Below are 13,488 nucleotides of genomic sequence, written 5' to 3' on the forward strand. Positions count from 1 at the left end.
GTACGGCACGGGGACTCGTTCGGGCCCGTCCCACCCCCGTGCCCGGTACGGCCGGCCGCCTCGACGGGTGGGGCCACGTGCTGAAGATGACCGGCATCGGCAAGAGCTTCCTGGGCGTCCGGGTCCTCACCGGAGTGGACCTGGAGGCGTCCGCCGGCCAGGTTCACGCGGTGGTGGGGGAGAACGGCGCGGGCAAGTCGACGCTCATGAAGATCCTCGCCGGGGTGCACGCGCCGGACGAGGGGAAGATCGAGATCGACGGCCGGAGCGTGGCCTTCCATCACCCGGTGGAGGCGCAGCGGGCCGGGGTGGCCATCATCTACCAGGAGCTCACCCTGCTGCCGGAGCGGACGGTGGCCGAGAACGTGTTCCTCGGCCGGGAACCGGTCCGGCGGGGCCTGGTCGACCGGGCGGCGATGGAGTCGGCGACCGGTGAGCTGCTGAGCTCGCTCGGTGAGGAGTCGTTCGGGCCGCGCGATCTCGTCCGGCGGCTCTCGGTCGCACAGCAGCAGGTCGTGGAGATCGCCAAGGCGTTGTCGCTGAACGCGCGGATCGTGGTGATGGACGAGCCGACCGCCGCGCTGGCCGACCACGAGGTGGAGCTGCTCTACACGCTGGTGCGGCGGCTCACCGGGCGCGGCATCGCGGTCCTGTACATCTCGCACCGGCTCCGCGAGATCTTCGAACTGGCCGACAGGATCACCGTGCTCAAGGACGGTGCCAGGGTCACCACCGCGGCGGCCTCCAGCCTGGACACCGCGACCCTGATCCGGCTGATGGTCGGCCGGGAGCTCGATTCCTACTACCCGCCCCGTGCGACGGAACCGCCCGGCGAGGTGGTGCTGAGCGTGCGCGGCGGCGGCAACGCCAGGCTGCACGGCATCGATCTCGATCTGCGCGCGGGGGAGATCGTCGGGGTGGCCGGGCTGCAGGGCTCGGGCCGTACCGAGCTGGCCAAGGCGTTGTTCGGCGCGGAGCCGTTCACCAGCGGCGAGATGACGCCTTGCCGCCCCCGTTCGGCCCGCGCGGGCGTCGCTGCCGGGATCGGCCTGGTCACCGAGGACCGCAAGGCAGAAGGACTCCTGTTGAACCAGCGGGTGCGCGACAACGCCCTGCTCGTCGCCCGGGCCGTCAGGCGGCGGCAGCCGGGGATCGAGCGGCTGCTCGAGCGCGTGCGGCTCAACCCGCCCCGGCCCGCCCAGGAGGTCCGGCTGCTGTCCGGGGGCAACCAGCAGAAGGTCGTGCTGGCCAAATGGATGACGGTCGCGCCGCGCGTCCTGCTGTTCGACGAACCCACCCGCGGCGTCGACGTCGGCGCCAAGGCCGCCATCCACGAGCTGATGCGCGAACTGGCCGGCGACGGCGTGGCCATCCTGATGATCTCCTCAGAGCTCCCCGAGCTCCTCGGCATGAGCGATCGCGTCGTGGTGCTGCGGGACGGCCGGATCGCCGGAGAACTGCCCGCCGGCGCCACCGAGGAGGCCGTGATGCACCTGGCGGCCGGGTCATGACCCAGCCGCTGAAGCTCCGGCGCGTCCCGGCCGGGAACTCCTTCCTCCGGCGCCTGTCGGCCGACCGGCCCGCGCGGGCCGTCTACGTGGCGCTGGCCCTGCTCATCGTGCTGGGCTGGCTGCTGTTCGCCCTGGACGGCGGGCGGTTCCTCAGCCAGGAGAACATCGTCGGCATCCAGCAGCGATCGGCGGCGCTGGGCATCGTCGCGATCGGTCAGACCCTGGTGATCCTGGCCGGGAGCCTGGACCTCTCGGTGGCCTACCTGATCAGCCTGACCTCGCTGGTCGCGGCCGAGATCATGGCGGGCGCCGACGCGAACGTGCCGGCCGCGGTCGCGGCGGTGCTGGCGGTGAGCGCGCTGACCGGGCTGGTGAACGGCCTGATCGTCACCAGGCTCCGGGTGCACGCCTTCATCGCCACGCTCGGGGTCGCGCTGATCATCAGAGGGGCGCTGGACGAGCGGTACGACGGGCCGGCGGGCGGCGTGCCCGAGTCCTTCCAGCACCTCGGGTACGACCGCGTCGGGCCGTTTCCGGTGTCGGCGCTGCTGTGGGCCGCAGTGGGGGCGTGCGCGTGGCTCCTGCTCAGCCGGACGCGCCTGGGGTACCGGATCTACGCGGTGGGCGGGGACGCCGAGGTCGCGCGGCTGTCGGGAGTCCGTACCGAGCGGGTCGTGGTCGCCGTCCACGTGCTCTGCTCGGTCTGCGCCGGGATCGCCGGGCTGCTGCTCGCCTCCCGGCTGGGGGCCGGCGCGCCGACGGTCGGGACCGACGGCGGGTACGACCTGGAGTCGATCGCCGCGGTCGTGCTCGGCGGGACCGCCCTGGCCGGAGGCCGGGGCGGGGTCGCCGGGACCGTCGGCGGAGTCCTGCTCCTGGCCGTTCTCGACAGCATCTTCAACCAGCTGGAGGTCAACTCCTTCGCCAAGGACGTCGTGCGGGGCGTGGTCCTGGTGGCCGCCCTGGCGATCCACGCCCGCAGGAGGCGGACCGCATGAGACGCGCGCTGCCGATCTTCGTGGTGCTGGCCGGTCTGCTGGTCGCGATCGCGATCGCCAACCCGTACTTCCTGGAGCCGCCCGCCTTCCTCGCCTTCGTCAAACGCGCCGCGCCGCTGGTGATCCTCGCGGCCGGGCAGTACTTCGTCATCGTCTCCGGCGAGTTCGACCTGTCGGTCGGCTCCCTCGTCACGGCCGAGGTGGTGATCGCCGCCCGGCTCATCGACGGCTCCGCGGCGGCCACCTGGCCCGTGCTGGGCCTGCTGATCGTTGTCGGCGCGCTCATCGGGCTGGTCAACGGGATCGTCACCACCCTGCTCCGGGTCCCGTCGTTCATCACGACGCTCGGCACGCTGCTGATCCTGTCGGGAGCGGTCTTCCTCTGGACGGGCGGCGCGCCCAGGGGCGCCCTGTCTCCGCAGTTCCGCGAGCTGGGCCGGGGGAGTCTGGGGCCGGTGCCCTGGTCGGTCCTGATCCTCGTCGCGGTGGCGGCCGCCGCGATCTACGCGATGCGCGCCGGTTTCGGTCACACGCTGGTCGCGACCGGCGACAACGACCGGGCCGCGGCTCTTTCCGGTGTGCGCGTCGCCCGGGTGCGGACCGCGGCTTTCATGATCTCCGGGCTGTCCGCGGCGGTCGCCGCGATCCTGCTCGGTGGCTTCGCCGGGGTGTCGGCGCAGGTCGGCCAGGGCCTGGAGTTCCAGGCCATCACCGCTGTCGTGCTCGGTGGCGTGGCCCTCGGGGGCGGCCGCGGCTCCGTGGTCGCCGCGATGGCGGGCGCCTTCACCCTGGAGGCGCTGTTCACCCTGCTCAACCTGTACGGCATCTCGGGGGCGCTGGAGCCCGCCGTACAGGGCGTGATCATCATCGCCGCGGTGGCGCTGGGAGCCGTGAACCTCCCACGCAGCAGGGCCGCGGCCGCCCCGTGATGGAAGGAAGACCATGGGTTCATATTCGCGGCGGATCATCGCCGCAGCCGCACTGGCCGTGCTGACGCTGCCGGCGGCCGCGTGCACGAGCGACAAACCCGCGCCTGCGGCCTCCGCCGCGCCGGCCGGGTCGGCCGGATCGGATGAGAAGGCCACCGGCGCGCAGTCGAAGTTCTTCACGCAGGCCGACTACGACGCCCAGATGGCGATGCGCCGGGCACAGCCGACAGGTTCGCCGGACAAGCCGTGGGAGCAGAGCATCGACGCCCAGCTCGTGGACACCGCCGCCTACCAGAAGCCGGGACCGTACCACCTCTGCTTCTCCAACGCCGCGGTCAACAACCCCTGGCGGCAGGTCGGCTGGAAGACCATGCAGGCGGAGGTCGGCCTGCACAAGGAGATCGTCCGCTTCACCGCCCTGGACGCCGAGGGCAAGGACGACAAACAGATCTCCGACATCGCGGAGCTGCAGGGCAAGGGCTGCGACGTGCTGATCGTCTCGCCCAACACCACGGCCACGCTGACTCCCGCGGTCTCCGGGGCCTGCCCGAAGGTGCCGGTCATCGTGTTCGACCGGGGTGTCCAGACCGACTGCCCGGTCACCTTCATCAAGCCGATCGGCGGTTACGCCTTCGGCGCGGAGGCGGCCGAGTTCCTCATCGACAAGGTGCCGTCCGGCGGGAAGATCCTGGCGCTGCGCATCCTGCCCGGGGTGGACGTGCTGGAGACCCGGTGGTCGGCGGCGAAGGTCGCGTTCGACAACAGCGACAGGGAGATCGTCGGCGTGGAGTTCACCGACGGCGACGCCGCGAAGACCAAGAGCATTGTGAGCGACTACATCCAGCGCTACGGCAGGATCGACGGAGTCTGGATGGACGCGGGCGCCACCGCCGTCGCGGCCGTCGAGGCGTTCGAGGACGCGGGCCAGCCCGTGCCGCCGATCAACGGCGAGGACCAGCAGGACTTCCTGCAGAAGTGGCACGACGCGAAGCTGACCGCGATCGCCCCGACCTATCCGACCTACCAGTGGCGCACCCCGGTGATCGCGGCGCTCAAGATCCTCAAGGGCGAGCAGGTGCCGAAGGTCTGGAACCTGCCGCAACCAACCATCACCCACGCGAACCTCGCCACCTACCTCAAGCCCGGCATGCCCCCGCTGCACTACGCGCTGTGCGGCTGCGAGGACCTGCCCGGCTACCCCGAGAAGTGGGGCGGCACGCCGTGATCGGCGTCAACACGTGGGTCTGGGTCTCGCCGCTCACCGACGAGACCCTGGCCGCCCTCGCGCCGCGGATCGCGGGCTGGGGATTCGACGTCGTCGAACTGCCGGTCGAGCGGCCAGGCGACTGGGACCCCGGGCGGGCGGCGGCCCTCCTGGCCGGGCTCGGGCTCGGCGCGTCGGTGGTGCTCACGATGCCGCCGGGACGCGAACTCGTCGCCGCCCAGGGGCGGTGCGTCCGGGACACCCAGGACTACCTGCGGCACTGCGTGGACGTGGCGGTGGCCGTCGGCGCGCCGGCGGTCAGCGGTCCCGCCTACGCCTCCGTCGGCCGGGTCTGGCGGATGACCCCGGACGAGCGGCGCGCCTGCTACGCCGCGCTGAGGGAGAACCTGGAACCGGTTGTCGCCTACGCGGCAGAACGCGGCATCCGGATCGGCGTCGAACCGCTCAACCGGTACGAGACCAGCGTCATCAACACCGTCGAGCAGGCGCTCGAAGCCCTTCCGGAGGAATGCGGGCTCGCCCTCGACACCTACCACATGAACATCGAGGAGAAGGATCCCTGCCGAGCCGTCCGGCTGGCGGGCGCCAGGATCGCGCATCTCCAGGTGTGCGGGACCGACCGCGGCGCCCCCGGCGGCGACCACTTCGACTGGCCGGGCTTCGCCGCGGCCGTCCGCGACGTGGGCTACCGGGGCCCGCTCGTGATCGAGTCCTTCACCGCGGACAACAAGACCATCGCCACCGCCGCGTCCGTCTGGCGTCCCCTCGCCCCAAGCCAGGACGCCCTGGCCACCGAAGGCCTCGCCTTCCTCCGCACCCTCACCACCTGACCCGACGACCCCATCCCGACCCACTCATGACCTCGCAGCCCCCGCAACCCTGACCGTTGCGGGAAACCCCCCGGGAGATTCTTCATGCGAAGATCACGCCTGCTTCCCGCCCTGGCCGCCGCCCTGTTAGGGCTGGTGCTGTCCGCGGTGCCGATGGTGGCGCAAGCGGCTGCTCCGCAGTTCAAGGTCCTGCTGTTCAGCAAGACCGCGAGCGGCGCCTACCGGCACGATTCCATCCCCGCCGGCATCACGATGTTCCAGCAGTTGGCGACCGACAACAACTTCCAGCTCGACCGCAGCGAGGACTCGACCGTCTTCACCTCGGCGACGCTGAACACCTACGATGCGGTGATCATGCTGCAGACCAGCGGCATGGTGTGGGACAACGACGCCCAGCGCCAGGCCATGCAGGCCTACGTACGCAGCGGCCGCGGCATCGTCGCCATCCACAACGCCACCGACATGAACATCGAGTCACAGTTCCCCTGGTGGGACCAGGTGGTACTGGCCGGCGCGCACATGACCCAGCACTCGTCGGTCGTGCAGGGCACCGCCAAGGTGGCCGACAAGGTCCACCCCTCCACGAAGGGCCTGCCGGACCGGTGGGTGCGTACGGAGGAGTGGTACAACTTCGACAAGAACATGCGCGGCTCGGTGCACGTCCTGGCGACTGCGGACGAGACCACCTATGACGCCGGGCCGAACAAGATGGGCGCCGACCACCCGATCTCCTGGTGCCACAACCCGGAGGGCGGCCGGGTGTGGGCCACCGCGATGGGCCACCAGGCGTCCTCCTACTCCGAGCCGCTGTTCAAGCAGCACCTGCTGGGCGCCGTGAAGTGGGCGGCGGGCGCAGAGCCGGGTGACTGCGGCGGCACGATCGCGGCCCGCTTCCAGAAGGTGACCCTCGACGGCGCGCCGGACCAGCCGATGGAACTGGACGTGGCCGCCGACGGCAGGGTCTTCTACATCTCACGCTCGGGCAAGGTGAACATGATCCCCGCCAACGGCGGGGGCACCCGCGTCATCGCCACCCTGTCGGTGTACGACGGCGGCGAGGACGGCGGGGTCGGGCTGGCCCTGGACCCGAACTTCGCCACCAACGGCTGGATATACCTCAACTATTCGCCGTCCAACGGCGGTGAGGTGAACCGGGTGTCGCGGTTCACCTTCAACGGCACCAGCCTCGACCTGTCGAGCGAGAAGAAGATCATCGAGGTTCCGGCGTACCGCAACGTCGACGAGCCCGGCCACACCGGCGGCTACCTCGCCTTCGGCCCGGGCGGGAACCTGTACATCGGCCCGGGTGACGACACCAACCCCAACGGGTCCAGCGGCTACGCCCCGATCGACGAGCGGCAGGGCCGGGAGCACTTCGACGCCCAGCGGTCCTCGGCCAACACCAACGACCTGCGCGGCAAGATCCTGCGCATCCACCCCGAGTCCGACGGCACGTACACGATCCCGTCCGGCAACCTGTTCGCGCCGGGCACCGCCAGGACGCGGCCGGAGATCTTCGCGATGGGCTTCCGCAACCCGTTCCGCTTCTCGGTCGACAAGGTCACCGGTTGGATCTCGCTGGGGGACTACGGCCCCGACGCGGGCAGCGCCAATGCGAACCGCGGTCCCGAGGGCACGGTGGAGTGGAACCTGATCAAGCAGCCGGGCTTCTACGGCTGGCCGTACTGTGTGGGCAACAACATCCCGTTCAACGACTTCAACTTCGCCACCAACACCTCGGGGCCGAAGTTCAGCTGCTCGGCGCCGGTCAACAACTCGCCCAACAACACGGGCCTGACCAACCTGCCCGCGGCACAGCCCGCGACCGTTTGGTACAACTACCACGTCTCGCCCGAGTTCCCCGAGATCGACTGCTGCGGCGGCGCGGCCCCGATGGGCGGCCCGATCTACCGTTACGACGCGGCCAGCACCTCCGACCGCAAGTTCCCCGAGTATTTCAACGGCACGCCGTTCTTCTACGAGTGGAGCCGCAACAACGTCAAGGAGTTCCGCCTGGACTCCTCCGGCAACCTCCTGAAGATCAGTCCCTTCGTGGCACAGCTCGCCCCGCACGCGCCGATCGACATGAAGTTCGGCCCGGACGGCGCCATGTACCTGGCCGACTGGGGCAACGGCTTCGGCCACGCCAACACCGACGACGGCATCTACCGCGTCGACTACGTGGCAGGGAACCGCGCTCCCGTCGCCAAGGCGAGCGCCAACCCCGACTCGGGCAGCGCACCGCTGACGGTGGCGTTCTCCTCGGCCGGCTCGTCCGATCCGGACGGCGACGCGATCACCTACAGCTGGGAATTCGGTGACGGCACCACCTCCACCGCCGCCAACCCGAGCAAGACCTACACCGCCAACGGCACCTACACCGCCAAACTGACCGTACGGGACTCAGGCGGGAAGACGGGCAGTGTCACGTTGTCCGTCGTCGTCGGCAACACCCGTCCCAAGGTCGTCTTCTCGGCACCGCCCGACGGCGGGTTCATCGACTTCGGCGACCGGGTGGCCTACACGCTGAACGTCACCGACCCCGAGGACGGCGCCGTCGACTGCGCCAGGGTCAACGTGATCACCGCGCTCGGCCATGACCAGCACGCCCACGACACCGGTCAGTACACCGGTTGCTCTGGGACGGTCACGACCACCGCCTCCGGCCATGACGAGGCCTCCAATGTCTACTACGTCCTGTCCGCCGACTACACCGACAGGGGTGGCCTGAAGGGCAGCGCCGGCATCATGCTCCAGCCCAAACACAAGCAGGCCGAGCACGCCACCGGCTCCTCGGGGATCCGGATCGTCGATGAGCCGGGCGCCGAGGGTGGCAGGCGCATCGGCGACATCTCCAACAACGACTGGATCTCCTTCACGCCGGTCAACCTGTCCGGGATCGACACGGTGTCCTTCCGCGTCTCGGCGCCGTCCAGCACCGGGGCGTCCATCGAGCTGCGCGCCGACTCGCCGACCGGGGCGCTCGTCGCCGCCAGCTCCGTGCCGGCGACCGGGGGATGGAACACCTATGTGTCCCTGCCCGCGGTGCGGGTCACCGACCCCGGCGGCACCCGCAATCTCTACGTGGTGTTCAAGGCGCCGTCGGCGAACGCCTTCGACGTCGACTCGTTCACCTTCTCCGGCAGGGGCGTCGCGCAGGGCGGCGGTTCCCCCTCACCTTCTCCCTCTCCGTCGCCTTCCCCGTCGCCCTCGGGGAGCGCGAGCGCGCTGCGGGGTGTGGCGTCGAACAGGTGCCTGGACATCTCCGGCGCCTCGCAGGCCAACGGCGCGCAGGCGCAGATCTGGGACTGCAACGGCCAGGTCAACCAGCGATGGACCTCGACCGGTTCCAGTGAGCTGCGCGTGTACGGCAACAAGTGCCTGGATGTGAACGGCGGCGGCACGGCGGACGGCACCAGCGTGATCATCTGGGACTGCAACGGCCAGAACAACCAGAAGTGGCGGTTCAACTCCGACGGGACCATCACCGCGGTCGGCGCGAACAAGTGCCTGGACGTGTCAGGGAACGGCACCGCCAACGGCACCAAGGTGCAGATCTGGACCTGCAACGGCGGCAGCAACCAGAAGTGGACTCGGGTGTAACCCGGTGTGAGGCCTGCCCCTTGGAGCCGGTCCGCTTCGGCGGACCGGCTCCAAGGGCGCGGCGGCGTGCGGGCTCAGGGTGTGTGACGGGTCGGTCGTCACACGCCCGTGATGGTCCACTGGTTGTTGGTGTTGCTGTTGGGCGTCCACATGCACACGGTCGAGCCGACGGTGCTGCTGCCCATGCCGTCCAGGGCCGTGCCGGTGCCGCGGTTGATGATCTGACTGCGGCCGTTACCCAGGTCGTTCAGCCGCCACTGCTGGTTGTTGCCGCCGTTCCACGCCGCCTGCCTGGCGTTGGCGCCGTTGGTGGCGCTGCCCCAGCTGTCGATGACCATGCCGTTGGTGCGGTTGACGATGCGGTACCAGCCGCCGCCCAGGTCGACCAGCTGCCAGTGCAGGTTGGTGCTGCCGTCGTAGTTCCACTGCTTGACCACCGAGCCGGAGGCGACGTTGCCGCCGCTGTCCAGCACCAGGCCGGTGGTGACGTTGGCGATCCGCATGTAGCCGGTCGGCGCCGGGCCGCCGGTCCGTGTCACGCGGTAGGCGCGGCCGGCCTGGCCCGTCAGCGCGATGACGTCGGACTCGGGTTTGATGACGCTGACGGCGCCGCCGGTCGTGGTGTCGACCACCTGATAGGTTCCGTTGAACAGCTGGTTACGTACGTTGACGGTGCCGTTGCGGTCGAACCTGACGAGGATCTCGGTGGCGGCTCCGGAACTCCACGTCGCGTCCACGGTGTAGCCGCCGCGCCCCCGCAGACCCTGCACCTTCCCGTTCGGCCAGGCCGCCGGCAGGGCCGGCAGCACGTGCAGCTCGCCGTTGTGGCTCTGCAACAGCATCTCGGCGATGCCGGAGGTGGCGCCGAAGTTGCCGTCGATCTGGAACGGCGGGTGCAGGTCGAACATGTTCGGCGCGAGCCGGGCCGTGGTCACCAGCAGGCGGATCAGGGTGTGCGCCCGGGCGCCCTCCTCCATCCGCGCCCAGTAATTGATCTTCCAGGCGAGTGACCAGCCGGTTCCGTCGTCGCCGCGCAGTTCGAGGGTCCGCCGCGCGGCGGTGTGCAGCGCGGGAGTGCCGCGCCTGGTGATCTGGTTGCTGGGGTGCAGGCCGTACAGGTGGGAGATGTGCCGGTGGTTCTGCTCGGTCTCCACCCAGTCGTACAGCCACTCCTGGATGTTGCCGCGCGAGCCCACCTTCATCGGCGCGAGCCGGTCCCGGGTGGCCAGGACCTGGGTCCGGAAGGCGGCGTCGACCCCGAGGGCCTGGCTGGCCTGGGCGCAGGCGTTGAACAGGTCACGCAGGATCTGGTTGTCCATGGTGGGGCCCGCGCACACGCTGACGCCGCTGTGGTGGGGGAGTTCCGGGGAGTTGGACGGGTTGGTGACCAGATACCCCAGGCTCGGTTCCGGCACGAGGGTTTCCAGGAAGAACTGCGCCGCGCCCTTCATCGCGGGGTAGTACTGCCGGAGGAACTCGATGTCGCCGGTGAACAGGTAGTGGTCCCAGATGGTGTTGGCCAGCCACGCGCCGCCGGTCTGCCACATGCCCCACAGCGCGCCGTCCACCACCGAGGAGGCGCGCCAGGCGTCGGTGTTGTGGTGGGTGACCCAGCCGCCGGCGTTGTACTGCACCCGGGCGGTGCGCGCGCCGGTGACCGTGAGGTCGTTGATCATTCTGGCCACCGGCTCGTAGCACTCCGACAGGTTCGTGGTGTCGACCGGCCAGTAGTTCATCGGCAGGTTGGCGTTGATGGTGTACTTGGAATCCCACGACGGGGTCATCGACTCGTTCCAGATGCCCTGCAGGTTGGCCGGCTGGCTTCCCGGACGCGAGGAGGAGATCAGCAGGTACCGGCCGAACTGGAACAGCAACGCCGAGAACTGCGGGTCGCTGGTGCTGTTGTGCTGGGCGATCCGCACGTCGGTGGGCTGGTCGGCCGCCGCGGTGCGGCCCAGATCGAGCGTCGTGCGCCCGAACAGCCGCTGGTAGTCGGCGACGTGCCGGGCGCGCAGGTCGTCGTAGGTTCTGGCGGTGGCGGCGTCCAGATGCCGCCGCGCGATGCCCTGGTAGTCGCCGTTGACGTTCTGGAAGTTGACGTAGCTGGAGCCGATGGAAATCAGTAGTGTCACGCTGTTGGCGGCGTTGACCTGCAGCGTGCCGCCGGAGCTGGTGACGCTGCCGCCGTCGGTCAGGACCCTGGCAAGTGCCAGGAAGCGGACCGCGCCTGCGATGTTCCGCTGGGTGCCGGACCTGCCGTCCAGGGCCACCGTCCTGCCGTCCGGGCTGGAGCGCGTCGTCTGCTGGGGGCTGTCGAAGGTCGCGGAGAAGGTGATCGAGCCGGGCCGGTCGGCGGTCAGGCGGATGGCGATCACCTGGTCCGGCGCGCTGGCGAGCACCTCGCGCCGGTACCGCACGCCGTTGCGCAGGTAGGACACCGTTGTGGTGGCCGTGGTCAGGTCCAGGTAGCGCAGGTACTCCGAGACCCCGCTGGCGCTGCCGAGGCTGAGCCGCAGGTTGCCTACGGGCTGGTAGGCCAGCTGGCCTGCGGGGTTGCCCAGCATGTTCTGGTCGATCAGGGTCTGGGCCTGGCTCCATTGGTTCTGGAAGACCAGCTGCCGGATCTGCCCCAGCGCCCCCGCGCCCCTGGTGTTGCTCTGGTCGTAGGGCCCGCCGGCCCAGACGGTGTCCTCGTTGAGCTGTAATCGCTCGGTGTCGGCGTTGCCGAACACCATGGCGCCCAGGCGGCCGTTGCCGATCGGAAGCGCTCGCAGCCAGTCCGTGCCGGCGCTCTCGTCGTACCACAGCGCCAGGTCGTTGGCGGCGATCACTTCCGGAGGCGGTGCTGCCGCGGCCCGGGCGGCCGCCGTCCATTGCAGTGGCAGCATCGTGGCTCCGGCTCCGACCGCGCCGAATTTCAGCACTTGCCTTCGCGACAGATCAGACATTTCGGTTCTCCGTTCCCGAAGGGGGGTTGGCCGGACAGCGTTCCGGACAAGCCCCCGGGTGCGGTGAGTTCGGCGTCGCCCGCCACACCCGGGAGCAGCCGCCGCCGGAGTCGGCACCGTTCCGGTCGGCGACACCTGGAGGACGATCCGAGCGGATCGACACGCGGCGGAGGCGAAGGACGTCAAATGTTAGCGTTAACATTCACGCGCCACTCCTCCCGCAGCCGCTTCTTCCAGGGATTGCGCTGTTGCGGAGTACATCCAGCTCGCCGGTCGGTGTCAACGAGCCGCCACGCCGGATCACCTCCCCGGACATGTCGGCCGTACTCTTCCTGCCTGGTCTTCGCCCCGGAAGAGCCGCGTCGCGATGCCTGTGAACTTGAAAGTTTCATGGAAGTAACGCCATGCTGCCGGTCGCAGATCAAGCCCGAAGTGTTTGCGATAACACACTCGCCCGGCTGCCGTTGGCCTTGTTGCGGCTGTCATCCCAACCTGACTCGCCGATGCCGTGTGGACCGGTGAAGCGGCACCGCACCCTTCGATGTGAGGGCGCGAGCAAGGAGAGGCGGGGCGGGGTCTTGACAGGGTGCGGATAGCGATCCATGTTATCGATCACACCTAGCCAAAACCTCCCTGAAACAAATCGTTTCCCTCAGCAGTACCGCGCGGCGGCACGCCCTTGCCATCCGGCCACTGGCGGGCGACGCCTCCACCGACCATCGAGGCCGCACGGCCGCGCAGGGCGGTACCGCCCCCCACCTCTTCACCACCGAGGAGAACACCATGCAGGACTCATCGGTCCACTTACCCGGCCGAACATCGGCCCGGCGGCGATCGCCGGGGGCCGTGGTCACGAGCGTGGCGACGGTGCTCGTGATCCTCCTGGCCTCCGCGATCACCTGGGCCACGCCGGCCTGGGCGGCGCCCGCGCCGCTGGTCAGCGCCTCCTCCGGACGCTGCCTGGACGTCGCGGGCAACAACAGCGCCCAGGGCACGCCGCTGAACATCTGGGACTGCAACGGCCAGGCCAACCAGGCGTTCGAGTTCACGGCGGCGGGCGAGCTGCGGACGTTCAACGGTACGCGCTGCCTGGACGCCTACAACAACCAGACCTCGCCCGGCACCCAGGTGATCATCTGGACCTGTAACGGGCAGAACAACCAGAAGTGGCGGCAGAACGCCGACGGCTCCATCACCGGCCTGCAGTCCAGCCTGTGCCTGGATGTGAACCTGGCGGGCACGGCCAACGGCACCTCGGTCATCCTGTGGACCTGCAACGGGCAGGCCAACCAGCGGTGGAGCGGCACCCCCGCCGGCGGCGGCACCCTGGTCGTGAACGTGGGCTCGGTCATCCGCCCGGTGACCAGGGTCGGCTCCGGCACCCTGTACGGCCTGGCCGACGCCGCCACCCCGCCGGTGTCGATCATGCAGCCGCTGAAGCTCA

At 69.8% G+C, this 13,488-nt stretch carries 8 protein-coding genes; 7 read left to right on the forward strand and 1 reads right to left on the reverse strand.

The features are described from left to right. Window positions 1-86 precede the first annotated feature (86 nt). The 6 genes from KIP79_RS34415 to KIP79_RS34440 all read left to right on the forward strand — a co-directional run bounded on the left by KIP79_RS34415 (window position 87) and on the right by KIP79_RS34440 (window position 9,096). Complete coding sequence (locus KIP79_RS34415) at window positions 87-1,511, forward strand: sugar ABC transporter ATP-binding protein (protein ID WP_214109158.1); 1,425 nt, start codon at window positions 87-89, stop codon at window positions 1,509-1,511. Continuing rightward, window positions 1,508-2,509: an ABC transporter permease gene (locus KIP79_RS34420; RefSeq protein WP_214109149.1), complete on the forward strand. Its 1,002-nt coding sequence runs from the start codon at window positions 1,508-1,510 to the stop codon at window positions 2,507-2,509. The genes KIP79_RS34415 and KIP79_RS34420 overlap by 4 nt, the downstream gene beginning before the upstream one ends. Continuing rightward, window positions 2,506-3,438: an ABC transporter permease gene (locus KIP79_RS34425; RefSeq protein ID WP_214109150.1), complete on the forward strand. Its 933-nt coding sequence runs from the start codon at window positions 2,506-2,508 to the stop codon at window positions 3,436-3,438. Before KIP79_RS34420 ends, KIP79_RS34425 begins: the two co-directional genes overlap by 4 nt. A 13-nt stretch (window positions 3,439-3,451) precedes the next feature. After that, window positions 3,452-4,663 (forward strand): substrate-binding domain-containing protein, encoded by a 1,212-nt coding sequence (locus tag KIP79_RS34430; protein WP_214109151.1) that lies wholly within the window; start codon window positions 3,452-3,454, stop codon window positions 4,661-4,663. After that, entirely contained in the window at window positions 4,660-5,493 is an 834-nt protein-coding gene (locus tag KIP79_RS34435) for a sugar phosphate isomerase/epimerase family protein (RefSeq protein WP_214109152.1), read from the forward strand. Before KIP79_RS34430 ends, KIP79_RS34435 begins: the two co-directional genes overlap by 4 nt. Before the next feature lie 84 nt (window positions 5,494-5,577). Continuing rightward, on the forward strand, window positions 5,578-9,096 hold the full coding sequence (locus tag KIP79_RS34440; protein WP_214109153.1) for a lectin: 3,519 nt from the start codon (window positions 5,578-5,580) through the stop codon (window positions 9,094-9,096). A gap of 98 nt (window positions 9,097-9,194) precedes the next feature. Here the strand turns inward: KIP79_RS34440 and KIP79_RS34445 are convergent, their stop codons facing one another. Beyond that, window positions 9,195-11,984, reverse strand: a complete 2,790-nt coding sequence (locus KIP79_RS34445; protein ID WP_250214307.1) for a glycosyl hydrolase family 95 catalytic domain-containing protein — start codon at window positions 11,982-11,984, stop codon at window positions 9,195-9,197. 843 nt (window positions 11,985-12,827) lie between these two features. Here KIP79_RS34445 and KIP79_RS34450 point away from each other — a divergent pair. After that, window positions 12,828-13,488, forward strand: a 661-nt coding sequence (locus tag KIP79_RS34450; RefSeq protein WP_214109154.1) for an RICIN domain-containing protein, incomplete at its 3' end; no start/stop codon positions are given.

The sequence above is a fragment of the Acrocarpospora catenulata genome (genome assembly GCF_018476525.1).
GTDB classification, from domain to species: Bacteria; Actinomycetota; Actinomycetes; order Streptosporangiales; family Streptosporangiaceae; genus Acrocarpospora; species Acrocarpospora catenulata.

What these genes read in the sequence shown, in the direction of transcription:
- KIP79_RS34415 (WP_214109158.1), top strand. Translation starts at nt 87, where the DNA reads ATGACCGGCATCGGCAAGAGCTTCCTGGGCGTCCGGGTCCTCACCGGA.
- KIP79_RS34440 (WP_214109153.1), top strand. Translation starts at nt 5,578, where the DNA reads ATGCGAAGATCACGCCTGCTTCCCGCCCTGGCCGCCGCCCTGTTAGGG.
- KIP79_RS34420 (WP_214109149.1), top strand. Translation starts at nt 1,508, where the DNA reads ATGACCCAGCCGCTGAAGCTCCGGCGCGTCCCGGCCGGGAACTCCTTC.
- KIP79_RS34445 (WP_250214307.1), bottom strand. Translation starts at nt 11,984, where the DNA reads ATGCTGCCACTGCAATGGACGGCGGCCGCCCGGGCCGCGGCAGCACCG.
- KIP79_RS34430 (WP_214109151.1), top strand. Translation starts at nt 3,452, where the DNA reads ATGGGTTCATATTCGCGGCGGATCATCGCCGCAGCCGCACTGGCCGTG.
- KIP79_RS34425 (WP_214109150.1), top strand. Translation starts at nt 2,506, where the DNA reads ATGAGACGCGCGCTGCCGATCTTCGTGGTGCTGGCCGGTCTGCTGGTC.